A 24,897-nucleotide genomic window follows, 5' to 3' on the forward strand; every position below is an offset into this window, starting at 1 on the left:
GCAAGCAAGCCCGCTCCCACAGGGGATGTGTGTGGCTTAGATGTTTTTCTCGTCAATACCGGCCTGTAGCGACTGGCTGTCGTAATGACCACCCAAGGTTACGGGGCCGAGTTTGACACTGTGCTCCCCGGCGGCTGAGACGTCGGGTTTACTGCCCTCGGTTTGTGCTTTCTCCGGCAGATCCAGACCTGCCTTGACCCTGTAGTCGCGGTTATTCAGGTCGGTGGTGCTGACCTTGGTGTCCCCTAAATCCACGCGACTTTCAGATGAAGCAACCCGCGCGCCGGTCAATTGCGTTGCACCGTCAACCTTGAGATTCACACCTTGCGTGCCGCTGATGCCAGAGGCCTGGCCGACGCTGTCCTTGTGGGCATAACCGGCGTCCAGTTTTAGGGTCGGCTTGTAGTCCGTCCCGCCCGGTTTGCTGTTGTCGGCCACTTTGTCTTTGTCAGCGGGCGCTGCTTTCTTGCCGGTCAACCCGAGGTCAACTTCGACCTTGGCGCTGGTCTGGCTGTCCTGACGGCTTTCCACGATCAGGTCGCCTCCGACCTTGCCGCTGACCGTCGTCGCATCAATCCTCGCACCGGCCAACTGCGCATCGCCCGCGCTATTCAACACCACGCTGTCAGCCTTGAACTGGCTGTTCTGCTGAGTAGTGCCTTGCAGGTAATCAACGCCAACCTTGGCCCCGGCATTGAAGCCATGGTCGCTCTTGGCGATGTCTTTTTCGTTGGTGGCAGTGGGTGTGCTGTTGCTCAGATTACCGCCGGCATTCAGGGCGACGTTCCAGTTCGTGCGGTTCTGCGTGGACTGGGCCGATTCCTGATAGACCCCGCCGTTCTGCGCATCAAGGGCAACGCTCGGCGAGCTGACTTGGGTGCCTTGCAGGTGGATCGAATCACCGCTGAGTTGAATCTTGTCCTGGCTGTTGAGGCGGCCGCCGCTCAGGGTCTGGCTGCTTTCATTGACCCGGCCGATGTTGAAGTTGGCGCTCAGGTTGCCGCCCTGATCGCTGCTTTTCTCGGTGCTGGTTTTGCTGCCGCCTACATTAAGACCGCCACCGAGATTGCTGCCCGTGGAGCGATGGGCGTCAGAGGCCGCTTGCAGGTCGAGTTTGCCGCCGGCCTTCAGGTCGATGGCGTCGCGGGTATCGACTGTCGTCCCTTGCAGGATCTGGTCGCCGCCGCTGCTCAATTGCACCGGGCCTTTGCCCGCAATACTTGCCACGCGAGCCTGACTGTCCTGAGTCTGATTGCCTTTGTGATCCAGTTGGAAACCCGCGCCGAGATTGACGTTGGTGCCGTCGGTGCCAGGGGCGGTGCCGACGCTCAGCGAACCGTTGCCACGCAGGCTGGAGCTGTCGTTGCTCTGACGGTCATTGGCCTGATTCAGCGCCAGATCGCCACCAGTTTTGATGCTTACTCCGCCCTGCCCGCCATTGAATTGGCTGCCTTCGAACTGGCCGTCATTACGCAGGTTGATGTTCACGCCTTGGCTGCCGGCATAGCCGCCGACCACCGCCGTGGAGTTCTCTTTGCGAGTCTGGCTGCTGCCACCCGCGCCGCTGCCGCTGACATTCACGTCCTCACCGGTTTTGGTGTAGACCCGCACATCAGCCTTGGCGTCCAGTGCCTGATCGGTGCTGTTGCGAGTGTGACTGGCGGCGCTGGCCACCAGGTTGTCGGCGCTGATGTTCACCGCGCCCGCGCTCGCCTGGTACTGCGTGCCTTGATCCTGCAACGTGCCGGCGACGTTCACGTCCACCGTGCCGCCCTTGAACTGGCTGACCACGGCGTGGCTGTTTTGCTCGGTATGGCTACCGTTCTGATGACCGATCGCCACATCGATGCCGACATTCGGCTGGCCGAGGTTGGCGAGGCCGTCCTTGTCCGGCACCTTGCCGTTCAGTACGCCTTCGACAGCTTTGGCGATCGGCCGGGCGATGTCTTTGTATTCGACGTTGGCACCGATGTCCGCCGACCAGTTGCTCTCTGTATGAGTACTGCTGTCGGTGTTGCTCGCGGCCTGATTGTTGACCTCGGCGGCGGCGACATTCAGACCTTTGCCCGCATCAAGACGCGCGCCTTCAGTGGTGAGTTTGCCGGTGTTGATATTCAGGTTGCCGCTGCTTTGGACGCTGGTGGTTTGTGCGGTGGTTTTGTTCGTGGCGTCCTGGGATGTACCGTGGGCGAAATCGACGCCGCTGCCGGCACGATCGAGGCCGCCGGTGTAGTAGAAACCGCCGCTGGTGCTGGTTGTGTCCGTCGAAGTGCTGTGGCTGTCCTGCTCGGCCAGCAGCGACACGTTTTTACCGCTCAGGGTCGCGTCGCCGTTTGTGGCTTTGACCTCGGCACCTTTAAGGGTCAGATCACCGCCCGCCGCCAGTTGCACGTTGGCGCCGCTGAGGCTGGAGCCTTGCTGGCTGACATCACGGGTATTCGCGGTTTGCTGCTTGTCTTCGTAATGCACACCGGCGCGGTACTGGCCGGCGTCCGGTGCGTTTTCCTTGGCGTAGGCATCGAAGCCACGGGTCTCGGTGGTTTTGCCAGACTCACGGGTGTTCTGCGCGGAATGGACATTCACATCCCCCGTCGCCTCGGCGCTAAGGGTGCCATTGGCCTTGACCGTGGCGCCGGCCACTTCGATGTCTTTGGCGCTCTTGAGTTTGAGGTTGCTGTCGGAGGTCAGTTCGCTGCGCACCGTGGTGCTGTCCTTGGCGTTCTGACGGGTTTCATCCTTGGTGATGCCGAAAAACTTGCTGTCCTTGTCGTGGCTGTTGGCATGGGAGGTGTCTTGCACGCCATCGATGACCAGCGAGCCTTTGTCGCTGATCACGCTGGCCTCGCTGCCGCCGCGCACCTGACTGCCGCTGATGCGCACATCGTCGGCCTTGACGATCAGTTTGCCGCCGGCATTGACCTTGCTGCCCTGGTTCAGGGTTTTGCCCTGATCCGCATCACCGGTCTTGCCGAAGAAACCGCCGCCCACCAGATCGCCGGAATAGCGGTTGTCGCTGTTGCGTTGGGTGCGGCTGGCGCTGGTGATCTCGACCTGTTTGCCGGCGAGCTGGATATCACCCTTGCTGCTCAACTCCGCGCCCTCGGCACGTAACAACGCCGCCGTGGCCAAGGCGATATTGCCACCCTTCAACTGGGTGGTGATGCTGCGCTGCTCTTCGCTGCTGGTGTCCCAGTTGGCCTTCCACAGGTGTTTGCGGTGGTTGCCCTGATCGGTTTGGGTGTGGCTTTCGGTGGCGGCGGTCAGGCGCAGATCGCCGCCGCTCTGGACGCTGAGGGTGTTGGCAGCCTCGACCTTGGCCGCTTTGAGTTCGGTGTTGCCACCGGACGACAACTTGGCGTCACGGCTGGCGAGAATCTGGCTGCCGTGCTGGCGCGAGTCGCTGTCGGTTTGGGTCCGGTCATAGGTTTCCCAAGTGATGCCGATGGTGCTGTTGTTCCAGTTTTCGCGCTTCTCTTGAAGCTTGCGGCTTTCGACGGTGGTCAAGGTCAGGTTGCGTTTGGCGTCGACCTTTACGTCACGGCCACTGACATCGGCGGCGGCCAGCAGCAGATCCTTGCCGCTGTGCAGACCGACATCGCCCTGACTGCTGCGCACGCCCGCCCGGACCACATCGAGGCTGTCGGGAACGGCCTGACCGCTGATGCTCAGGTCACCGGCGGAACGAATCTGCACACCCTCACGACCGTCGACCTGCACCGGGCCGACCCGCACGCCTGCGCCCTCGGCGGTGCTGACGATGTTGATGCGCCCAGCCTGCATCGCACCGAACAGGCTGGCGTCGATGCGTTGGTCTTGAGTGTTGCCGGCCGGGTCCACGGTTTTAACCTGGCCGCTGGCGTAATCCACCTGGTTGCGGCCAACGGTGAGGTTCAACTGATCCCGGGCGCTCAGGTTGCCCTGGCTGTCGATGCGTGGGGCGATCAGGTTGACCGAGCCTTCGCGGTTTTGCAGGCCCGCGCCTTGAATCTGCAAGGAGCCGGTGGCGTCGCGGGTGCTGAGGGCTTGCAGCTTGCCGTCGTTCAGTTCGGGGCGACCGACCACCAGATTGGCGTTCGGGGTGTTGATGAAACTGCCGCCGTTCACCGAAATCCCGTTGGGGTTGGCCAACACGTAATCGGCGGCGCGGCCGAAGATTTCCTGAGCACCGTTGAGGGCCGACGGGTTGCGGCTGATCACTTCATTGAGGATCACGCTCGCGGCCTGCCCCTGGAATTGCGGGTTGGCCGCCAGTTGTCCTGCGAGTTGCGACTGGCCGGCTTGCAGCGCGTTGTTCAGCACCAAGCCCTGACGGTCAACGTTGTAGTCCAGGAACTGGTTATGGGACAGGCCGGAACCGTTAGGCGCAACGATATTGACGATGGGCACGCCGCCCTGGGTTTGCAGTTGCGCAGTGCCGCCGGGGCCTGGCGCGACCACTACGCCCCCTGCCAAAGCGTTAGGCAGGTGAGCAATCAGAAACAGGCTGGCAATCGCCCAGCGCAGTTTGCCCCGAGGGGAAAGATGGAACGCAAATGTCTGTGCAGGCATAGAAACCTCTCAATTAAAGTGCGGCATCACGTTGCGCGCCGAGTTGTTGGCCGTGGCTGTGGCGCTCAGGTCCGACGGCTGTTTGTCAGTGTTCATATCTGCAACCCCACGCGCATCAGCCAGGTCTCTGGCTCATGCTGCAAACCGCTGGGCGTGTTGAGGCTGCGTTGGTAATCGACGTCGACTTGCAGGTTTTTCCAGCTCAGGTTGACCCCGGCGCTGGCGCCACTCAGGCGTTGCCCTTGAGCGCCGTGGTCGGCCTTGATCCAGCCGTTGTCCAGGCCCAAACGTGGGGTGATCTGCACTGGCAGAGCGCTGCGCAATGGCAGGCGCAAGGTGTTGCGCCAGATCGCGCCACTGGCACCGGACGCACTGCTGACCCGATAGCCGCGCACCGCGGAATCGTCGGTGCCCAGCAATTGCTCGATGGCCGGCAGCGGATCGGGGCTGTATTGCACGTTGAACTGGCTCTGCCATTGCCAGGTTTGCTGGCCGATCTGGCCGTTGCGCCACTGGCTGAGGCCAGCGCGGTATTTGCGAAACTGCGCCTTGGGCAGGTTATTGACCTGGCGCTGGGCATCGTCATCGGCACCGAGCCAGCGCAAGCCTTGGGCGTAATTGATGTCCAGATTCCACACCGCGCTGTTGAGCCAGAACAGGTTCAGCCCGGCTTCGGCCACGGTCAGGGTCGGGCTCTGGATGCCCAGGCGAATGTTTTCCAGGTAACTGTCGACGTCCTTGTGGGCCAGTTGCAGATTGGCGCTCAGCTGATGGCTTTGATCGCGCCACAGCACCCGGTCGGCGCGCAGGCTCAGTTGATCGGTGATGCCGGTGCTGTGGAACGTCAGCGTGCTGAGTTTGAACGGCGCACGGTATTCGGCGTGGCTGGCGAACAGGCTGTAAGTCCAGTAACCGTAGGGAATGGCGTAGTACAGGCTGGCGTTGCGGCTATATCGGTCGCCCTGATTGAGGGTGTCGCTGAAACTCAGATTGAGCGCATCGTTGAGTTCCAGCGGGCTGTCCAGGCTCAGGCTCAGCGTGTCGCGATCCCGCCCGGTGCTGGCACTGCCGAGGTTGTCCACGCCCAGGCCCAACGACCAGCGCGACTGTCCGCGGGTGCGCGAACGCAGGATGAGCCGTGAGGCGCCGGGCTGGCTGCCGGGGGCGATGTCGGCGGTCAAATCCACGGAGCGCAGACGGTTCAACTGATCCAGGCCTTGCTCCAGATCTCGCAGGTTCAGCGGTTTGCCGAGCATCCCGGGGAACGCACCGCCGAGGGACACCGGCAAGCTCTGGTCGGCCAGCTCAATGGACTCGACGTAGCCTTCATCGACCACGATATCCAGCGATTGCACCGCCGCTGGCGCGCTGCGCAGGTAAGGCCGACTGGCGATGTAACCCGCCTCGACATACAGACCGGTGATGGTCGCCAGCAGATGATTGATCTGACCGACGCCCATGCACGACGACAGCTGCGGTTTGATTCGCTCATTGAGTGTCTGGCTGCTGATCAGCGTCACGCCGCCAATGCGCGTTCCGCTCAGGGGCCAGCAGCGCTCATCGGCAGGCACCGTGGCAGGAACGACAGGCGTGAGCGGCGCCGCACCGAAACTGCCGCGCTCCAATTGCCGGCGGCGCTGTTCCAGTTGCAGTTGTTGCAGATCGCGCTGTTGTTGCTGTTGTTGGCGCAGCACCTCCTGGCCTGGAGCAGTGGGCTCGGCCGCCTTTAGCGAGGAAACGTTCAGGCTCAGCAGCAAGGCCAACAACAGCGTGCAAGGCGTGGGACTACGACGAGGAACAGCGCGAAGCGAATACGGCACTCAACATCCTTGCGATCATCAAATGGCCTAATGCCACTCCATTAATGCGAGTGATAGTCAGATCGTTCCTACGCAAATGCAAGAGATGTCCTACAACGCTTACATTTCTTAAACATTTGCTTCGCCCCTTCTGTTTACCCAAGACCACCTGACGACCGGCAACAGAAATTAATTGCCACTAAATATTACCTACGTCATATTACATACGTAATAAAGACCCGTTTCCCACAGGTAATCTCCATGACTAGCATGCCCAGCCTTGAAACCGACCTTGCTGTCCCGGTGAGCACACCCAAGCCTCCCCTGCTCAAACGGTTGATCTTGCTGGCTGCGGTCATCGCTGCCCTGGTGTTCGGCGGGCTGTACGCGACTCACTGGTGGACCGCCGGCCGTTTCATCGAAGAAACCGACGACGCCTACATCGGCGGCGATGTGACGGTGATCGGGCCGAAGGTGGCGGGTTACATCGAAGAAGTGCTGGTGACCGACAACCAGAAGGTCAAGGCCGGTGACGTGCTGATTCGCCTCGACTCCCGCGACTATCGCGCCAACCTGGCCAAGGCCGAAGGTGCGGTGGCCGCCGAAGAAGCTCTGCTCGCCAATCTAGATGCCACCGAAGAACTGCAACACGCGGTGATCGGCCAGGCCCGCGCCGGGATTGATGCCGCCGGTGCCGAAACCTCCCGTTCCCGGGATGATGATGCTCGCTACAAAAAACTGGTCGGCAGCAATGCCGTCTCAGTGGAAAGCGCCCAACGCGCCAACGCCACCTTCAAGACTGCCCAAGCCCTCAGCGCCCGGGCCCAGGCTGAATTGCTCGCTACACAACGGCAGTTGAATGTGATCGCAACCCAGAAACAGCAAGCCCGCGCCGCACTGATGCAGGCTCGCGCCGAACGTGATCTGGCGCAGTTGAATGTGGGTTACACCGAACTGAAGGCCCCGGTGGACGGCGTGATCGGTAATCGCCGGGCGCGGGTCGGCGCTTATGCCCAGGCCGGTTCGCAATTGCTGTCGGTGGTACCGGCCAGTGGGCTATGGGTCGATGCCAACTTCAAGGAAGATCAGCTATCGCGAATGACACCGGGGCAACGGGTGATCATTCATGCCGACGTGCTCTCGGGGCAGGAATTCCACGGTCATCTGGACAGCCTCGCGCCGGCCAGTGGTTCGCAGTTCAGCGTGCTGCCGCCGGAAAACGCCACCGGCAACTTCACCAAAATCGTTCAGCGGGTGCCGGTGCGCATCGTGCTTGATCCGGCCGATGGCGTGCTCGGCCATCTGCGTCCAGGCCTGTCGGTCACCGCTGAAGTGGACACTCGCAAGGAACCTGAAACGCCAGCCGTGGCCAGCGCGCCATGAGCCGCGCCCTCGCTGCTCCCGCAAAGCCGTTCAACGCCGCGAACATGGCGACGGCGACCAAGGTGTTCGCCTTCGCCAGCATGTGCATCGGCATGTTTATTGCGCTGCTGGACATCCAGATCGTCTCGGCGTCGTTGCGTGATATCGGCGGTGGACTCTCGGCGGGCACCGATGAAACGGCGTGGGTGCAAACCAGTTACCTGATCGCCGAAATCATTGTGATCCCACTGTCCGGCTGGTTGTCCCGAGTGTTCTCGACACGCTGGCTGTTCTGCGCTTCAGCGGTGGGCTTCACCCTGGCCAGCCTGCTCTGCGGCGCGGCCTGGAACATCCAGAGCATGATCGCCTTCCGCGCCCTGCAAGGGTTTCTCGGCGGTTCGATGATCCCGCTGGTGTTCACCACGGCGTTCGTTTTCTTCACTGGCAAGCAACGGGTGATCGCGGCTGCAACCATTGGCGCGGTGGCCTCATTGGCCCCGACCCTGGGGCCGGTAATCGGCGGGTGGATTACCGATGTTTCCTCGTGGCACTGGCTGTTCTATATCAATCTGGTGCCGGGGATCTTCGTCGCGGTGGCGGTGCCGATGCTGGTGAAAATCGACCAGCCGGAATTGTCGCTGCTCAAAGGTGCCGACTACCTGAGCATGGTGTTCATGGCGCTGTTTCTCGGTTGCCTGGAATACACCCTCGAAGAAGGCCCGCGCTGGAACTGGTTCAGCGACAGCACGATTCTGACCACGGCATGGATCAGCGGACTGGCCGGCCTGGCGTTCATCGGTAGAACCCTGCACGTCGCCAATCCGATCGTCGATTTACGCGCCTTGAAAGACCGTAACTTCGCCCTTGGCTGCTTCTTTTCGTTCGTCACCGGGATCGGCCTGTTCGCCACCATTTACCTGACGCCGCTGTTTCTCGGCCGGGTGCGTGGCTATAGCGCGCTGGACATTGGTCTGGCGGTTTTCTCCACCGGGGTGTTCCAGATCATGGCGATTCCGCTGTACGCCTTTCTGGCCAACCGTGTTGATTTGCGCTGGATCATGATGATCGGCCTGGGGTTGTTCGCGTTGTCGATGTGGGATTTCAGCCCGATCACCCATGACTGGGGGGCTAAGGAATTGATGTTGCCGCAAGCACTGCGCGGGATTGCCCAGCAACTGGCGGTGCCGCCGGCGGTGACGTTGACCTTGGGTGGTCTGGCACCGGCGCGGCTCAAACATGCTTCGGGGTTATTCAACCTGATGCGAAACCTGGGTGGCGCCATCGGTATCGCCGCGTGCGCGACCATTCTCAATGACCGCACCAACCTGCACTTCACCCGGTTGGCGGAAAACCTCAACAGCACCAACGAAGCACTGAATCAGTGGCTGTCCCAGGTCGGCAACAACTTCGCCGCCCTCGGCCAAAGCGGTGACGTGGGCGTCACCGCGAGCCTGCATCAGCTGTGGCTGCTGACCTACCGCGAAGCGCAGACGCAAACCTACGGCGACGCATTCCTGATGATCATGGTCTGCTTCATCATCGCCACGGCGATGGTGCCTTTGATGCGCAAGGTGCAACCACCGGCCGCGCCGTCAGCAGACGCTCATTGATCAGGCTTGAGGCATTTTGCGAAAGCCAACCGCCAGACGGTTCCACGCGTTGATGGTGGTAATCGCCACGGTCAGGTCGACCAGTTCCTTCGGGCTGAACTCGGACGCCGCCAGCTCGTAGTCCTCATCAGGTGCGTGAGTCTGGCTCAACAGTGTCAGGGATTCGGTCCAGGCCAGTGCTGCACGTTCGCGGGGGGTGAAGAACGGCGTTTCACGCCAGGCCGACAGTGTGTACAGGCGGCGCTCGTCTTCACCGCCCTTTCGGGCATCGGCGCTGTGCATATCCAGGCAGAAGGCGCAGCCGTTGATTTGCGAGGTACGCAGCTTGACCAGTTCGATCAAGGTCTTTTCCAGCGGCAACTTAGAAACAGCGGTTTCCAGCGCGATCATGGCTTTGAGGGCATCTGGGGAAGCGGTGTAGAAATCGATACGCGGTTGCATGGTGGGCTCCAGTCAAAGGGGTGTGGAGCTACGTTAATCGCGCACTGAGCTGCAGAAAATAGCCAATTATTGGGAAGTTGAGGATGCCAATGGGATGCCTCCTGCTCATGTCGTCCTCATCCGAAATGCCTTTGCCATACCCGCGTCCATGACCTTCAAGCCCCTACGCTCGATTGCGCAGCCACTGCAAAAACCCCTTCTTCTGCACAACCCTAGGCGCTTCCTGAGTCAACGTCTGAGCCTTGTTCAAGCGGAAATCCAGTAACGCCTTCATCGCTTCGCCGATGTCATGCCGCGCATCCAGGCACGGTTTGAGGTATTCCTTCTCTATCCGGTACAAGCTGCAGAACGTCTTGGCACTAAAGTCCGCCGGCATCGCCGTATCCGACAAAATCCCGCCCTCGCCGATCACCTCACCCGGCCCCATGCGCCCGGACTCGAACTTGACCCCACCACGGCTCAGCTCCACCGAGACGACGCCGGATTCGATGATGAACAAGTGATCGCTGACCTCCCCCGCCGGCAGAATCATTTCACCCGCGCGGAAGTTTTGCAGGGTCATGTTCTGGCTGAAGGTTTCTTTCTCTTCCTGACGCAGGGTCGAGAAAATGTTCGACGCGTCCAGCAATGCCCGTGGCCGTGACAGGTTGGCAGGTGCGTTCGGTTCGACGTTCGACAACAGGCTGACGCCGCTGGCCTGCAAGTGCCGGAATGCCAGGTCGAACAGCAGATTACGGACCATGCGTTTCTGGTCCATGGAGACCACGAAACCACTGATTTCGTATTCCACACCGGTGGCGCTGGAACCTTTCAACGCGACACACGGCGCCGGTTTGTTCAACAGATAGCGGCATCCTTGCATCGCCCGTTCCAGCGCGTCGATCACCGTTTGCGGACGCGCGTGCGGGCTCAGTTGCAAGCTGATGGACACGCCAAAAATATCACTGGGCCGGCTGAAGTTGATGATCTTGGCCTTGGCCGCCAGGGAGTTGGGAATCACCGCCATGCTGCCCTGGGCCGTTTGCAGGCGCGTCGCGCGCCAGTCGATGTCGATGACCCGGCCTTCGGTGCCGTCGATGGAGATCCAGTCATCCAGTTGATAGGGTTTGGTGGTGTTCAAGACGATCCCGGAGAACACGTCGCTGAGGGTACTTTGCAAGGCCAGGCCGACGATGATCGCCAACGCGCCGGAGGTCGCCAGCACGCCTTTGACCGGCAGATCGAGCACGTACGCCAAAGCCGCGATGATCGCGATCAGAAAAATAACCGCGCCGAGCAAGTCCTGCAGCAAGCGCCCGGTGTGCCCGACCCGTTGCATCATCACCGCGCCGATCAGCACCGTCAGGGTGCGCGCACCGAACAGCCACCAGCCGATCTGCAAACCGGTGGCCGCCAGGTGCAGCGGGACGTTGTCGGCCCAGGGCGCCGTCTCCATGGGGTTCAGGCCTTCGTTGAACAGCAGGACACTGAACAACGAAAAAATCACCAGCCGCACGACCAGTTTCCAGTTGCTGCCATTGGCACTGAGCAGGCGCCACAGCCCCAGATCGATAAGGATCAAAGCCATCGCGCAGATCAATGGGTGATCGGTAAGCAGTGACAGCATCAAGCAACTCCAGCGAAGGCCAATGGACGGAAGATCGCACACATTTCCCTTGTGGAGTTATAGCTTTGAAAAACAAAAAAGGGCCTCGAATGAGGCCCTTTTCTATTCATCGATCCAACATTATTTGCTGTTGGTCAGCGCGTTGTAGCTGGTAAACAGGTTGCGGTAGTCCGGGATGTGGTTGGAGAACAAGGTGCCCAGGCCTTCCACATCGTTGCGCCAGTCGCGATGCAGCTCACAGGCCAGGCCGAACCAGGTCATCAACTGTGCGCCGGAGGCCGACATGCGGTCCCAGGCCGATTGACGGGTCAGTTCGTTGAAGGTGCCGGAAGCGTCAGTCACCACGAACACCTCGAAGCCTTCAGCCAGTGCCGACAGCGCCGGGAACGCCACGCACACTTCGGTCACCACGCCAGCGATGATTAGTTGTTTCTTGCCGGTCGCCTTGATCGCCTTGACGAAGTCTTCGTTGTCCCAGGCATTGATCTGGCCAGGACGGGCGATGTACGGCGCGTCCGGGAACAACGCTTTGAGCTCAGGCACCAGCGGGCCGTTGGGGCCGGTTTCGAAACTGGTGGTGAGAATGGTCGGCAACTTGAAGTACTTGGCCAGGTCAGCCAGGGCCAGCACGTTGTTCTTGAAACGGTCCGGGTCGATGTCGCGCACCAGAGAAAGCAGACCCGCCTGGTGATCGACCAACAGAACCGCGGCGTTATCCTTGTCGAGACGTTTGTAAGAGGTAGTCATGGGAGTAATCCTCGCTTTTTATCGATGCCGAGTGGAAGTCGGCGTGGGGGTACCCGGTTAGCGCTGGGAGTCCAGCACTTCGTGTTCGTTCGCCACTTGCTGAGCCTTGAGGTAGCTCTCGATCAGCAATTGATAATGCGGCATGGCCTGGGCGTAGACGGCCGCCCACTGCTCGGCGTCCGGACGGTTCCACGAGCCTTGCAGCTCAGAGAGCGTAGCCATGATGTCGATAGGCACCACCCCGGCTTGTGTTAATCGGGCAATTGTCAGATCAGTGGCCAGTTTCGAGTGGTTGCCGGAAGCGTCGACCACCGCAAACACTTTGTAGCCTTCGTGCACCGCCGCGATGGACGGGAACGCCAGGCAAACGCTGGTCAGGGTGCCGGCGATCACCAGGGTTTTCTTGCCAGTCGCTTTTACTGCCGCGTGAAACTCAGCATTGTCCCAGGCGTTGATTTCACCTTTGCGCGCCACGTATTGAGCGTGCGGTGCTGCCTCGTGAATCTCCGGAATCAACGGCCCGTTCGGCCCTTGCGGTACGGAGGCAGTGGTGATCACCGGCATCTTCAGTAGGGTCGCGGCTTTGGCCAGGGCAATGGCGTTGGCGCGCAGTTGCGGCACATCCATGTCCTTGACGATCTGGAACAATCCGCTCTGGTGGTCGATCAACAGCATCGCGCTGTCGTTGGGATCGATGGTCGGTTTCTGGCCATTGAAGTTGGCCGCGTTGACGGTACTCATGTGCGTCTCCTCTTTTTTTCAGGCAACAGCCATCCCTTGCCCGGGAACCGGCCTACGCATCCTGTGTAGAGCGGGTTGTTGAACCTGTACGGGTTAACCGTGCATCTGGCCGAACCGACCGGACTGGAAGTCGGCGAAGGCCTGGTGAATCTCTTGCTCGGTGTTCATCACGAACGGACCGTGACCGACGATGGGTTCGTCGATCGGCTCGCCACTGAGCAGCAACACGACGGCATCGTTATTGGCTTCCAGGCTGAGCTGCTGGCCATTGCGTTCGAACAACGCCAACTGCCCTTCGCGCACCAGTTCCACACCGTTGACCTGAACCGTGCCACGCAACACGACCATTGCTGTGTTACGACCTTCGTGCAGGTCCAGGGTCAGCAACTTGCCGCCGTTGAGGCGCAGGTCCCAGACGTCAATCGGGGTAAACGTGCGCGCCGGGCCGGTGTGGCCATCGAACTCACCGGCAATCAAGCGCAGGCTGCCGGCCTGGTCCTTGAGCGCGATGCTCGGGATGTCGCCATCGAGAATCGTCTGGTAACCGGCGTCGGCCATTTTGTCCTTGGCCGGCAGGTTGACCCACAGCTGAACCATTTCCAGGGTACCGCCGGTTTTGGCGAAACCTTCTGAGTGGAACTCTTCGTGGAGAATCCCGGACGCTGCGGTCATCCATTGCACGTCGCCTGGGCCGATTTTGCCGCCGCTGCCGGTGGAGTCGCGGTGTTCCAGTTCGCCCTTATAAACGATAGTCACGGTTTCGAAACCGCGGTGTGGATGCTGACCAACGCCACGACGCTCGGTGGTCGGGGTGAATTCAGCGGGACCGGCGTGATCGAGTAGCAAAAACGGGCTGATGTGCTTGCCCAGGTTGTCATAGGAAAACAGCGTGCGAACCGGAAAACCGTCACCGACCCAATGGGTCCGTGGGCTGGTGTAAATACCGATGATGTTTTTCATTCTGCCTCCGAATCTGGTGAGTGACGCGATGGACAAAGCTTAAAACTGAACCCTTTGATGCACTAGACTGCAAAAATCAGCCTTAGCGTTCTATATGGAGAACGATGGTGGAAGACCTCAACACCCTCTACTACTTCACCCAAGTGGTGGAACACCACGGTTTCGCCCCGGCCGGTCGGGCGCTGGACATGCCCAAGTCGAAGCTGAGCCGGCGGATTGCCGAGCTCGAAGAGCGCCTCGGTGTACGCCTGCTGCACCGCACCAGCCGGCATTGTTCACTGACGGAAATCGGCCAGGCCTATTACCAGCGTTGCCTGGCGATGCGTGTGGAAGCGGAAAGCGCTGCCGAACTGATCGAACGCAACCGCTCCGAACCCCAGGGCCTGGTGCGCATCAGTTGCCCGACCGCGCTGCTCAATTCCTGGGTCGGGCCGATGTTGACCCGCTACATGCTCAAGTACCCGCTGGTGGAGTTGTTCATCGAGAGCACCAACCGCCGGGTCGACCTGATCCACGAGGGTTTCGACATCGCCCTGCGGGTGCGCTTTCCGCCGCTGGAAAACACCGACATGGTGATGAAGGTGCTGGGCAACAGCACCCAGTGCCTGGTGGGCAGTCCGGCCTTCATGCCGCGCCTGTCATCACCAGCCTCCCCGGCCGACCTCAGCGGGTTGCCGAGCCTGCACTGGGGCGCGGCGCAGCGTGAATATCAGTGGGAATTGTTTGGTGCGGAAGGCGCCAGCGCGGTGATCCGGCATGCGCCACGAATGGTCACCGATGACCTGTTGGCGTTGCGTCACGCCGCGGTGGCCGGGATCGGCATCGCTCACCTGCCCAGCGTAGTGGTGCGCGACGACATTGCCGCGGGCCGATTGGTGGAACTGGTGCCGGGCTGGGCACCCAAATGCGGGATCGTGCATGCCATCTTCCCTTCACGCCGTGGGCTGCTGCCGTCGGTGCGTGCATTGATCGACTTTCTGGGCGAGGAATTCAGCCACAGCGATATTGCCTAGCGACAGCGACCTGTAGCAGGTGGCGAATCAGCTTAAGATCACAAGATCGCAGCCTCGTTTTACTCGACAGCTCCTACAGCGTACGCAAACCCCTGTAGGAGCTGTCGAGTAAAACGAGGCTGCGATCTTTCGATTCATGACTTGCGGTAAACATTGCTTTGCCGATCCAGCGGTTTTTCTCATCGGTGCGGGCGCGGATACTCGTGCCCATTCCCACTGCAACCCTGGAGTCATTGATGTCTATTCCCGCATTCGGCCTTGGTACTTTTCGCTTGCAAGGCCAGGTGGTCATCGATTCGGTGAGCACTGGCCTGGACCTGGGCTATCGAGTCATCGATACCGCACAAATCTACGAGAACGAAGCCGAGGTCGGCGAGGCCATTGCCGCCAGCGGCATTGCCCGTGACGAGTTGTTCATCACCAGCAAGATCTGGGTTGCCAACTTCGCCAGGGATCGCCTGATCGACAGCCTCAAGGAAAGCCTGCAAAAGCTGCAAACCGACTATCTGGACCTAACCCTCATCCATTGGCCGTCTCCGGACGATCAGGTGCCGGTCGAGGAGTTCATGGGCGCCCTGCTCGAAGCCAAACAACTGGGCCTGACCCGGCAGATCGGTGTGTCCAACTTCACCGTCGACCTGATGAAACAGGCGATCGCCGCGGTCGGCGCCGAACACATCGCGACCAACCAGATCGAATTGCATCCCTACCTGCAAAACCGCAAGGTCGTCGAATTCGCGCAGAGCCAGGGCATCCAGATCACCTCGTACATGACCCTCGCTTACGGCGAAGTGCTCAAAGACCCGGTGATCCAGCAAATCGCCGATCGCCTTCAGGCGACGCCGGCACACGTCACGTTGGCCTGGGCCATGCAACTGGGTTACGCCGTGATCCCCTCGTCGACCAAACGCGCCAACCTCGCCAGCAACCTGAAAGCGTGCGCCATGACCTTGAGCGACGCCGACATGGCGCTGATCGCGGGTCTTGATCGTGGCCATCGTCTGACCAGCCCCAAAGGCATCGCGCCCCACTGGGATTAAGCGTCAGTCTCGCTTGAGGCTCTGATCAAGGCGTGCCATGGCGTGCTGCAATTGATCGACGGCCTCGTCGATCAACGCCGCGCGCCCCTCGGCGCAGGCACGTTCCAGATCTTCGCAGCACTCGATCAAACGTTTTGCACGAACCATGCGCGCACCACCCTTGATGCGGTGCGCCAGGTCTTGCAGCCGGTGACGATTACCACAGACGTGCGCTGCAAGCAGATCATCGCGATCGTAGAGGTTGGTTACGGCCAGTTCTCGCAACAACTGATTGATCAGCGTCCGGTCTTCACCGACGTAGAGCTCCAGGCCAGTCAAGTCGATCTCGTACGTTGATTTTTCTGCAACCGGCGCTGGCGGCTCATTCACAAATCGGGACGCCAGCCAGGCACTCAAATCGGCCAACCGGATCGGTTTGAACAGACAGTCGTCCATGCCCGCTTCAAGGCAACGGACCTTTTCTTCTGGCTGCGCATTGGCGCTAAACCCAAGAATCAGCGTGGGTGGCAAGCCATTAGCGCGCTCTTCATCGCGTATCGCACCCGCCAATTCATAACCATTGACCACCGGCATGTTGCAATCGGTAATGACCAAATCGAGCTCGTGCTCGCGCCACTTCACAAGACCACGCTCGCCATCCTCAACCTCCAGTACCTGATGCCCCAGGTAGCTCAGCTGCCGTGAGAGCAACAATCGATTGGCCGGGTAATCGTCGACCACCAGAATCCTCAGCATCCGAGTCGCCACCTGCAATCCGCTATCCACCCGCTCGCTGCAGGCCAACGGTTGCAACGCAATCAGATCAAAGCTGATGTCGACCTGCGTACCCAGTCCGAGGACGCTGTCGAGCTGCAATCGGCCGCCCATCATTTCGCACAGAGTGCGGCTGATCACCAGTCCCAGGCCGGAACCATTGTGGCCTGACTGCTGGCTGTTACCGGCCTGCACGAACGGGCTGAACAGTCGCTGCTGATCGACCACACTGACACCGATGCCGGTGTCCTCAATACGCACACTGACTGCCAGATGCCCCGACACACCGGGCTCTACCCGCAGTGTCAGACTCACCTCACCTTCACGGGTGAACTTGATCGCGTTGCTCAGCAGGTTGGACAGCACCTGCTTGAAGCGCGTGGGGTCGACTAACACGTCACGATCGCTGTGTTCGGCCAATTCGACCCGCCACTGCAAGTTCTTCTGCCGTGCCAGGCCTTCGAAAACCCGGCACACCGACTCCACCAGCGTGCGTAGATTGGCGCGCTCCGGGGTCAGCGACAAATGCCCGGACTCGATGCGGGCGATGTCCAGGATGTCGCCGATCAACGCCAGCAATTGCTGCGCGGCATTGGATGCCACTTCGATGGCGGAGCGATCAGTGAAGCCCTCTTCCGCTCGCTTCAGCGCCAGTTCTAGCATGCCGATCAGGGCATTCATCGGTGTGCGGATTTCATGACTCATGGTCGCCAGAAAGGTGGTTTTGGCGCGGTTGGCATCGTCGGCGGCGTTCTTCGCATCCTGCAATTGCCCGAGCAGTTGTTGGCGTTGAGTTATTTGCCGACGCTGCCAGGCAATCCAGGCCAGTGCGAGCAACAGCAAAGCACCCGCCGCGGCGAACGCCTGGAGAATGCCTTGGCGATGACGCAGCCAGTAGCTGTCATCGACCACCACATCATTGCTCCAGCGGGCTAACAGCTCATCCATCTCCCGGGGCGAAATGCTCAGCAGTGCCTTGTTCAGAATCGAGTGCAACTCCAGCGCACCACGGCTGGTGGCCAGAGCGATACGCGCCGGTTCATCACCCACGGTGCCGCTTATCCGCAGACGCTCGCGGTATTGCCGGGTAATCAGATACCGAGCCACGATCAATGAACTGACTGCCCCGTCGGCCTGGCCCTTGATCACCCATTCCATACCCTGCGCCGGACTCTGCACTTCGAGCAGACGTACAGTGGGCGCCCGAGCGCGGATGAACCCGAGCAACGGATGACCACGATAAATCGCCAGGCGTTTACCGGCCATGTCATCCAGGGTCCTGGGGCTTCCCGGGGTGGTCGCACTGACCAGTACAAACGGATTGTTCAAGTAGGCCCGAGTGAAACGCAGTTCGACTTCGCGCTCCATACTGGGCGTGACCACAGGTAACACGTCGATCTTGCCGTCCTTGAGTTGCTGGACCTGCTGATCGAGGGAGTTACCCCGCTGCACGTTGAAGGTCAAGCCGCTGCGCTGGCTGATCAGCGTCAGCAATTGCGCAGTCAACCCGCTGAGTTGTCCCTGGGCATCGTAAAAAGTCAGCGGTGCAAAGTTCTCGACGGCACCCACTTCCACCGTCGGATGTTGATCCAGCCAACGTTGTTCACTGGCGCTCAAACGTACTCGCTCTTGACCCGTCATGTTGGCTCTTCCGGCACTCCAGCGCTGTTCGATGGCCGTGCGCTCATCCATGGGAATCGTCGCCAGAGCCTTATCGACAATGCTTTTCAGACGTGGGTTGCCCCGGCTGAAGGCAAAGCCGAACGGATTGGCGTCAAGGCCGGAAGGCCCCACCGGGCGCACGTTACTGAGGTAGTTGTTATTGATGAGGTAATTGGCGCTGATGAAGTCCCCGAGGTACACATCATCCTGCCCGAACGCCACCGCCCCGATCGCGTCGAGTGCCGAGGGGTAGCGTTGCAAGCTCGCATCGGGATAGAAGGCTTCGACAGTCTGCGCCTGCAGATAGTCATCGACCATGGCGATGCGTTTGCCCGCGAGGTCGACGGGCATCCAGTCGTCCAGGCGGGTAACCAGCATTGGCTGATCTTCGGCATAGGCACTGGACAGGATCAGCTCGGGATCAGCCGCCTCGAAGTTGTTGGACGTGCCGAGCAGGTCCAGTTCATCGCGTTTGAGCGCATCCATGGCCGCCTCGCGCGTGCGATAACGAAGCACGTCGATTTTTACGTGCAGCAGTTGCCCCAACAGGGCGGCATAGTCTGCGGTGATGCCTTCCAGCTCATCAACGTTGCGCGTGATTTCGAACGGCGGGTAGTCCGGCCCCGACACCCCGAGGCGCAAGACGCGTTTGCCACGCAACCACTGCCAGTCTTTTTCATCCAGCTGGACCTGATAACCCTCCACCGCGGAACGCCCCAGCACATGCAAATGCTTTGGCTCATCGGCCGCCGTCACCGACGCTCCCAGTCCACAGAACAGCAACAGAGCCCACAAACAATCGCGCATGATCGGGCTCACTCAGATCAGATGATTACGCTTGGCAAAATCCCTCAGGTACACCGCCGATTCCACGTTGAGTTTTCCAACCAAACGGGTCTTGTAGGTGCTGACGGTCTTGTGACTCAAGTGCATGATTTCAGCGATCGCCTTGTTACTGATGCCCCGGGCCAGATGCTGAAAGATCGTCAGTTCCCGGTCGGAGAGTTGATCGATCATCTGCTTTTCACTCAGTTGTATCGAGTTCAGCGACACCGACGCCGAGGGTAGCTGGGCGAAATAGGTGTAACCGGCCATCACGGCGTGCACGGCTCTGTGCAAGTGCTGCAAGTCATTGGACTTGGCGACATAGCCTGCGGCGCCGGCGTGCATGCAACGATCCTGATAAAACATGGGTTCCTGGGACGTGAAGACCAGTACTCGGCAAGGCACCTCGCTGGTCTTGATCCGCGCCAGTACATCCAGCCCGTCGAGCGAGGGCATCACCAGATCCAGTACCACCAGACCAGGCTTGTGTTCGCGGATCTTCGGCAAGACCTCATTACCACTCGCCGCTTCGTATATCTGCTTGAAACCCTCCTGCACCAGTACGATTTTGACTGCGGCGCGAACCACCGGATGATCGTCCACAATCAGCACTGACTTCATGGCAACTCCCTGTGCAAAAAATATGACGATTGAGCAATCAATGCCCATGAGCCCGGCCCGGTTGAACGCACCGGCTGCGCAAAGACTTTTGCATGGAAAACCGGGCGCAACTACCTGACAGAAATGACAGTGCCGACGAACGGTGGACGAGGGTTGATGATCGCCATCAGCCGCGCAATGGACGCCAGATCAGGCAGCAATGCGTGGCTCACCTCAACCGTCTGTTGAGCGCAGGCAGGAATGGGCGGCAGTTGCGCTTGCTGGCCGTCATAGATCAAGGCGTGATGAACCTGTTGGTTATCAAGGAAAAAATCGAACAGGTTCAACGCCCCGCCCGCCAGCGAGGCATTGATGACCACCAGATCAAATGGCTCGCAACCGTATTCGACCAGGGTCAACAGTTCTTCAAGGCTGTGCACCGGTGCTATCCGGTAGTAGTCGAGTTGATTGAACAGTCGCTCGACTTTCATGCGGTGAAAATGCAACTCGTCGGCGATCAGGATACGTAAGGCTTTGTTCGACAACGTGGGCCCCCAGGAGAGTGTCAGATTCGTGAGGGCGCAAGGCTACGGAAGACCCGTCGATCTTTCTGTAGGACTTTTCCTAAATGTGCACGCTTTATTGCCAGCCAAATCGGCGGATATAGAGCCCCTTCACCGCCTGCGTCAGCCCCATGTACGCCAGCAGAATCACTGGCAGGTACACGAAGTACAGCGACGGCAGCGCCTGCAATTTGAAGTAGTGCGCCAGCGGTCCCATCGGCAGGAAAATGCCGACGGCCATGATGATCCCAGTCATCACCATCAACGGCATCGCCGCACGGCTTTGCAGGAACGGGATTTTCGGCGTGCGGATCATGTGCACGATCAGCGTCTGGGTCAGCAGCCCGACCACGAACCAGCCGGACTGGAACAGGGTTTGATGGTCCGGGGTATTGGCGTCGAAGACGTACCACATCAAGGCAAACGTGGTGATGTCGAAGATCGAGCTGATCGGTCCGAAAAACAACATGAAACGCCCGACGTCCGACGGCTGCCAGCGTTGTGGTGTTTTCAGCATTTCTTCATCGACGTTATCGAACGGGATGGCGATCTGCGAAATGTCATAGAGCAGGTTCTGCACCAGCAGGTGCATCGGCAGCATCGGCAGGAACGGGATGAACGCACTGGCCACCAGCACCGAGAACACGTTGCCGAAGTTCGAGCTGGCGGTCATTTTGATGTACTTGAGCATGTTGGCGAAGGTCCGACGCCCTTCCAGCACGCCCTCCTCCAGCACCATCAGGCTTTTTTCCAGCAGGATGATGTCCGCTGCTTCCTTGGCAATGTCGACGGCGCTGTCCACCGAAATGCCGATGTCGGCGGTGCGCAGGGCTGGCGCGTCGTTGATGCCGTCCCCCATGAAACCGACCACATGACTGTTGCCCTTGAGCAAACGCACGATGCGTTCCTTGTGCGACGGGGTGAGTTTGGCGAAGACGTTCGTGGTCTCCACCGCTACCGCCAGTTCGGCGTCGCTCATGCGCTCGACGTCGTTGCCCATCAGCAGGCCTTGCTGCTCCAGGCCGACTTCGCGGCAAATCTTCGCGGTCACCAGTTCGTTGTCGCCGGTCAACACTTTCACGGCCACGCCGTGAGCGGCCAGGGCTTTGAGGGCCGGCGCGGTGCTTTCCTTGGGTGGATCAAGAAACGCCACGTAACCGATCAGCGTCAGTTCCTGCTCATCCGCCAGGCTGTAGGTGTCGCGGCCCTCAATCATTGGCCGTGCGGCGACGGCGACGACACGAAGTCCTTCGGCGTTGAACGATGCGGTGACCTGACGAATCCGTGCCAGCAATTCATCGCTCAGCGTTTCATCGACCTCGCCGTGACGCACCCGCGTGCACACCGCCAGCACTTCTTCCACCGCGCCTTTGCAGATCAGCAGGTGCGAATGATCGCGCTCGGCGACCACCACCGACATCCGCCGGCGCGTGAAGTCGAACGGGATCTCGTCGACCTTGCGAAACGCGGTGCCGACTTTCAGTTCACGGTGGACTTCCACGTGTTCCAGCACCGCCACGTCCAGCAGATTTTTCAGGCCGGTCTGGTAGTAGCTGTTGAGGTAGGCCATTTCCAATACGTCATCGGAATCGTTGCCCCAGACATCGACGTTACGCGCCAGGAAGATCTTGTCCTGAGTCAGGGTGCCGGTCTTGTCGGTGCACAGCACGTCCATCGCGCCGAAGTTCTGGATCGCATCGAGGCGTTTGACGATGACTTTTTTACGCGACAGGAACACCGCGCCCTTGGCCAGGGTCGAGGTGACGATCATCGGCAGCATTTCCGGGGTCAGGCCCACGGCAATCGACAGCGCGAACAGCAACGCCTGGGTCCAGTCGCCCTTGGTGAAACCGTTGATGAACAACACCAACGGCGCCATGACGAACATGAAGCGGATCAGCAGCCAGCTGACTTTGTTGACCCCTGTCTGGAATGAGGTGGGTGCGCGATCCGTAGCGCCAACCCGCTGCGCCAGGGCGCCGAAATAGGTGTTGTTGCCGGTGGTGAGAATCACCGCCATGGCCGTGCCGGACACCACGTTGGTGCCCATGAACAGAATGTTGTCGAGGTCCAGCGGGTTGCGGGTGTCACTGTCCTGCTGACGGCGGAATTTTTCCACCGGCATCGATTCGCCGGTCATCGCGGCCTGGCTGACGAACAAATCCTTGGCGCCGAGCACCCGGCAATCGGCGGGAATCATGTCGCCGGCCGAGAGCACGATCAGGTCGCCTGGCACCAGTTGCTTGATCGGCAGCTCAGTGCGCGACGCATCCCGACGCAACACCGTGGCGGTGTTACTCACCATCGCCTTGAGCGCGTCGGCGGCCTGGTTGGATTTGGTTTCCTGCCAGAAGCGCAGCAAGGTCGAGAGCACCACCATGGAGAAAATCACGATGGCGGCTTTCATGTCTTCAGTCAGCCAGGAGATGACCGCGAGCAAGGTCAGCAGCAGGTTGAACGGGTTTTTGTAGCACTGCCACAGGTGCGTCCACCACGGCAGAGGCTGTTCGTGCTCGACTTCGTTGAGGCCCAATTGCACGCGCAGTGCATCAGCTTCGAGTTCGCTCAGGCCATCGGTGTGGCTGCCGAGGTTGTCCAGCAGTTGGCCGGTGTCGCTGTTGGCAGCACTCACCAGGGTTTGCGCCAGGGTGGGCGGCACCTCGCGGCTGACCGTGGTGTCGGTGAAACTTTCCAGCAACGCCAGGCGACGGAAGTGTCGGGCAATGTGGCGGGTGCGCAGGAATCCGGCGAAGAATTCTTTGAGCAGGGACAGGTTCATGGCAGTTCCCCCAGGTCAGCCGGGAAACCGTCGAGCAGGCGTGTCGATGCGCCGCGATGACGACACACAGTCGAACATCACGCACGGTTCAGCGTCGATGAGAGGGACGTCGGGACACGGACCAGGACTGGCCGCGATCGGGATGCCGCTGCTCGCTTTTCGGCGAGACAACGGCACAAAAAAGTGGCGCGTTATCTTGCCGGGAAGGTGCCGGTTATCGAAACCGGCCGACTACTGTCACTCGAACAAGTACCCACTGTGGGTCTCCGCTATTGATTGAAAACGCGCGAAGCTTACGCCCCGATTTCTGGAGAGTAAACGAAGGAAAGGCGTGCGGCGGGGGAATCGCGGGATTCTTCAGGAAGGGTTCAGGATTGAATGTTTTGGGTGCTTTCAAAGGCCACATCGCGAGCAGGCTCACTCCCACATTGGCCCTGCATACACAGTTCCATTGTAGGAGTGAGCCTGCTCGCGAAGGCGGCCTCATAGGCACCAAAAATCTCAGCTGGCAGTCGCCAACAACAAGTCCACCACCGACCGGCTGTGCCCACGGTTCTTGCCATGGTCATACAGGGACCCTGCAATCTCATCGGCGCGGATCGGCAGGATCGACAGCAAGGTGTCGCTCAAGCCGTGGCTGGCCTGGCAGAAGCCCTGCATATAGATACCAGCCTTGCAGCGCTCGTCAGTGATCAGTTTGTAGTTGCGATCAACCTCGAAATCCCCCAGATACTGCTCCAGCGGCGCCAGCAGTTTGCGGTGCATCTGACGCTCATAACCGGTGGCCAGCACCACGGCGTCGTAATGACGGACCGTGACTTCGCCGGTGGCGTTGTTGCGCACGGCCAACTCGATACCGCGCTCGGTGGCGGTGGCTTTTTCGACGGTGGTCAGGGTACGGAACGCATGGCGCGCGATGCCCGAGACTTTCTGGCGATAGAAGATGCCGTAGATGCGTTCGATCAGGTCGATGTCCACCACCGAATAGTTGGTGTTGTGGTACTCGTTGACCAGACGCTCGCGCTCGCTGCTCGCCTGCTGGAACACCAGATCAGTGAACTCCGGCGAGAACACTTCGTTGACGAACGGGCTGTCGTCCGCCGGCTTCAGGGCCGAGCCACGCAGGATCATGTCCACCTGCACCGACGGGAAGCTGTCGTTCAAATCGATGAACGCTTCCGCAGCGCTCTGCCCGCCGCCGATGATCGCGATGCTCATCGGCTGGTTGTTCACGCACGGCTGCTTGGCCATCTGCGCCAGGTACTGGGAGTGGTGGAACACCCGGCTGTCCCCCTTGAGCGCCTTGAAGGCTTCGGGAATGCGCGGTGTTCCGCCGGCACTGACCACCACCGAACGGGCGGTGCGAACGTGCTGCTGACCTTGGGTATCACGAGAGATCACCCGCAGCGCTTCGACCTGCTGGTTGTGCAGCACCGGCTCGATGGCCAGCACTTCTTCGCCATAGCGGCTCTGCGCTTCGAATTGCCCGGCAACCCAGCGCAGGTAATCGTTGTACTCCATGCGGCATGGATAAAAGGTGCCCAGGTTGATGAAGTCCACCAGACGGCCGTGGTGCTTGAGGTAGTTGACGAAGGAGTACGGGCTGGTCGGGTTGCGCAGGGTCACCAGGTCCTTGAGGAAGGAGATCTGCAACTCGCTCTGGGTCACCAGGGTGTTGCCGTGCCAGCGGTAGTCGGCCTGCTTGTCGAGAAACAGAACATCCAGCTCGCCCTGATTCGGCCCGCGTTCTTGCAGAGCGATGGCCAGCGCCAGGTTCGAAGGGCCGAAACCGACGCCGATCAGGTCGTGAACGATGGGCGATGCAATTGCCTGTGTCATTTCCAGTGT

Annotated in this window: 16 protein-coding genes; 4 read left to right on the plus strand and 12 right to left on the minus strand. The window is 60.2% G+C overall.

Going from position 1 to position 24,897, the window contains the following annotated elements; genetic code table 11:
* Positions 1–36: 36 nt before the first annotated feature.
* Together ACMXYJ_RS24510 and ACMXYJ_RS24515 are read right to left on the minus strand one after the other, a co-directional pair.
* A complete protein-coding gene (locus tag ACMXYJ_RS24510) occupies positions 37–4,548 on the minus strand; it encodes a hemagglutinin repeat-containing protein (RefSeq protein WP_415757269.1) in 4,512 nt (1,503 codons plus the stop codon).
* A gap of 92 nt (positions 4,549–4,640) precedes the next feature.
* A complete protein-coding gene (locus ACMXYJ_RS24515) occupies positions 4,641–6,368 on the minus strand; it encodes a ShlB/FhaC/HecB family hemolysin secretion/activation protein (RefSeq protein WP_415757270.1) in 1,728 nt (575 codons plus the stop codon).
* Between the two features lie 240 nt (positions 6,369–6,608).
* Between ACMXYJ_RS24515 and ACMXYJ_RS24520 the strand changes: the two genes are divergently transcribed.
* Both ACMXYJ_RS24520 and ACMXYJ_RS24525 read left to right on the plus strand, forming a co-directional pair.
* A complete protein-coding gene (locus ACMXYJ_RS24520; RefSeq protein ID WP_415757271.1) occupies positions 6,609–7,730 on the plus strand; it encodes an HlyD family secretion protein in 1,122 nt (373 codons plus the stop codon).
* Positions 7,727–9,319 carry a DHA2 family efflux MFS transporter permease subunit gene (locus tag ACMXYJ_RS24525; RefSeq protein WP_415757272.1) on the plus strand — a complete coding sequence of 531 codons (1,593 nt, stop codon included), beginning with the start codon at positions 7,727–7,729 and terminating at the stop codon, positions 9,317–9,319. Before ACMXYJ_RS24520 ends, ACMXYJ_RS24525 begins: the two co-directional genes overlap by 4 nt.
* Here the strand turns inward: ACMXYJ_RS24525 and ACMXYJ_RS24530 are convergent, their stop codons facing one another.
* The 5 genes from ACMXYJ_RS24530 to ACMXYJ_RS24550 all read right to left on the minus strand — a co-directional run bounded on the left by ACMXYJ_RS24530 (position 9,320) and on the right by ACMXYJ_RS24550 (position 13,814).
* Complete coding sequence (locus ACMXYJ_RS24530; protein WP_223432503.1) at positions 9,320–9,760, minus strand: carboxymuconolactone decarboxylase family protein; 441 nt, start codon at positions 9,758–9,760, stop codon at positions 9,320–9,322.
* Positions 9,761–9,923: 163 nt separating this feature from the next.
* Entirely contained in the window at positions 9,924–11,366 is a 1,443-nt protein-coding gene (locus ACMXYJ_RS24535) for a mechanosensitive ion channel domain-containing protein (RefSeq protein WP_415757273.1), read from the minus strand.
* 120 nt (positions 11,367–11,486) lie between these two features.
* Positions 11,487–12,113 (minus strand): isochorismate family cysteine hydrolase YcaC, encoded by a 627-nt coding sequence (gene ycaC / locus ACMXYJ_RS24540; RefSeq protein ID WP_415757274.1) that lies wholly within the window; start codon positions 12,111–12,113, stop codon positions 11,487–11,489.
* 57 nt (positions 12,114–12,170) lie between these two features.
* Positions 12,171–12,854 carry an isochorismatase family protein gene (locus ACMXYJ_RS24545; RefSeq protein ID WP_046048436.1) on the minus strand — a complete coding sequence of 228 codons (684 nt, stop codon included), beginning with the start codon at positions 12,852–12,854 and terminating at the stop codon, positions 12,171–12,173.
* A 93-nt stretch (positions 12,855–12,947) separates the two neighbouring features.
* Positions 12,948–13,814 (minus strand): pirin family protein, encoded by an 867-nt coding sequence (locus tag ACMXYJ_RS24550; protein WP_415757275.1) that lies wholly within the window; start codon positions 13,812–13,814, stop codon positions 12,948–12,950.
* Positions 13,815–13,918: 104 nt separating this feature from the next.
* Here ACMXYJ_RS24550 and ACMXYJ_RS24555 point away from each other — a divergent pair, with 104 nt between their 5' ends.
* Both ACMXYJ_RS24555 and dkgB read left to right on the plus strand, forming a co-directional pair.
* Positions 13,919–14,827, plus strand: a complete 909-nt coding sequence (locus ACMXYJ_RS24555; protein WP_415757276.1) for a LysR substrate-binding domain-containing protein — start codon at positions 13,919–13,921, stop codon at positions 14,825–14,827.
* A 236-nt stretch (positions 14,828–15,063) separates the two neighbouring features.
* A complete protein-coding gene (dkgB, locus tag ACMXYJ_RS24560) occupies positions 15,064–15,867 on the plus strand; it encodes a 2,5-didehydrogluconate reductase DkgB (RefSeq protein ID WP_415757277.1) in 804 nt (267 codons plus the stop codon).
* A 3-nt stretch (positions 15,868–15,870) separates the two neighbouring features.
* Here dkgB and ACMXYJ_RS24565 read toward each other — a convergent pair whose 3' ends face one another.
* The 5 genes from ACMXYJ_RS24565 to ACMXYJ_RS24585 form a co-directional block, all read right to left on the minus strand.
* Positions 15,871–19,089 carry a transporter substrate-binding domain-containing protein gene (locus ACMXYJ_RS24565; RefSeq protein ID WP_415757278.1) on the minus strand — a complete coding sequence of 1,073 codons (3,219 nt, stop codon included), beginning with the start codon at positions 19,087–19,089 and terminating at the stop codon, positions 15,871–15,873.
* Between the two features lie 12 nt (positions 19,090–19,101).
* The gene (locus ACMXYJ_RS24570) at positions 19,102–19,728 is read right to left on the minus strand and encodes a response regulator (protein ID WP_415757279.1); all 627 of its coding nucleotides are present in this window, start codon (positions 19,726–19,728) and stop codon (positions 19,102–19,104) included.
* A gap of 110 nt (positions 19,729–19,838) precedes the next feature.
* Positions 19,839–20,252 carry a response regulator gene (locus ACMXYJ_RS24575; RefSeq protein ID WP_415757280.1) on the minus strand — a complete coding sequence of 138 codons (414 nt, stop codon included), beginning with the start codon at positions 20,250–20,252 and terminating at the stop codon, positions 19,839–19,841.
* 94 nt (positions 20,253–20,346) lie between these two features.
* Positions 20,347–23,049, minus strand: a complete 2,703-nt coding sequence (gene mgtA / locus ACMXYJ_RS24580) for a magnesium-translocating P-type ATPase (RefSeq protein ID WP_415757281.1) — start codon at positions 23,047–23,049, stop codon at positions 20,347–20,349.
* A 501-nt stretch (positions 23,050–23,550) separates the two neighbouring features.
* On the minus strand, positions 23,551–24,888 hold the full coding sequence (locus tag ACMXYJ_RS24585) for a lysine N(6)-hydroxylase/L-ornithine N(5)-oxygenase family protein (protein WP_415757282.1): 1,338 nt from the start codon (positions 24,886–24,888) through the stop codon (positions 23,551–23,553).
* Positions 24,889–24,897 lie beyond the last annotated feature (9 nt).

It is taken from the genome of Pseudomonas arabinosi, from assembly GCF_047758675.1.
Classification (GTDB): Bacteria; Pseudomonadota; Gammaproteobacteria; order Pseudomonadales; family Pseudomonadaceae; genus Aquipseudomonas; species Aquipseudomonas arabinosi.

Coding starts and splice junctions, on each gene's coding strand:
- ACMXYJ_RS24545 (WP_046048436.1), bottom strand. CDS start 12,854: ATGAGTACCGTCAACGCGGCCAACTTCAATGGCCAGAAACCGACCATC.
- ACMXYJ_RS24510 (WP_415757269.1), bottom strand. CDS start 4,548: ATGCCTGCACAGACATTTGCGTTCCATCTTTCCCCTCGGGGCAAACTG.
- mgtA (WP_415757281.1), bottom strand. CDS start 23,049: ATGAACCTGTCCCTGCTCAAAGAATTCTTCGCCGGATTCCTGCGCACC.
- ACMXYJ_RS24525 (WP_415757272.1), top strand. CDS start 7,727: ATGAGCCGCGCCCTCGCTGCTCCCGCAAAGCCGTTCAACGCCGCGAAC.
- dkgB (WP_415757277.1), top strand. CDS start 15,064: ATGTCTATTCCCGCATTCGGCCTTGGTACTTTTCGCTTGCAAGGCCAG.
- ACMXYJ_RS24555 (WP_415757276.1), top strand. CDS start 13,919: ATGGTGGAAGACCTCAACACCCTCTACTACTTCACCCAAGTGGTGGAA.
- ACMXYJ_RS24565 (WP_415757278.1), bottom strand. CDS start 19,089: ATGCGCGATTGTTTGTGGGCTCTGTTGCTGTTCTGTGGACTGGGAGCG.
- ACMXYJ_RS24535 (WP_415757273.1), bottom strand. CDS start 11,366: ATGCTGTCACTGCTTACCGATCACCCATTGATCTGCGCGATGGCTTTG.
- ACMXYJ_RS24585 (WP_415757282.1), bottom strand. CDS start 24,888: ATGACACAGGCAATTGCATCGCCCATCGTTCACGACCTGATCGGCGTC.
- ACMXYJ_RS24570 (WP_415757279.1), bottom strand. CDS start 19,728: ATGAAGTCAGTGCTGATTGTGGACGATCATCCGGTGGTTCGCGCCGCA.
- ACMXYJ_RS24530 (WP_223432503.1), bottom strand. CDS start 9,760: ATGCAACCGCGTATCGATTTCTACACCGCTTCCCCAGATGCCCTCAAA.
- ACMXYJ_RS24550 (WP_415757275.1), bottom strand. CDS start 13,814: ATGAAAAACATCATCGGTATTTACACCAGCCCACGGACCCATTGGGTC.
- ycaC (WP_415757274.1), bottom strand. CDS start 12,113: ATGACTACCTCTTACAAACGTCTCGACAAGGATAACGCCGCGGTTCTG.
- ACMXYJ_RS24520 (WP_415757271.1), top strand. CDS start 6,609: ATGACTAGCATGCCCAGCCTTGAAACCGACCTTGCTGTCCCGGTGAGC.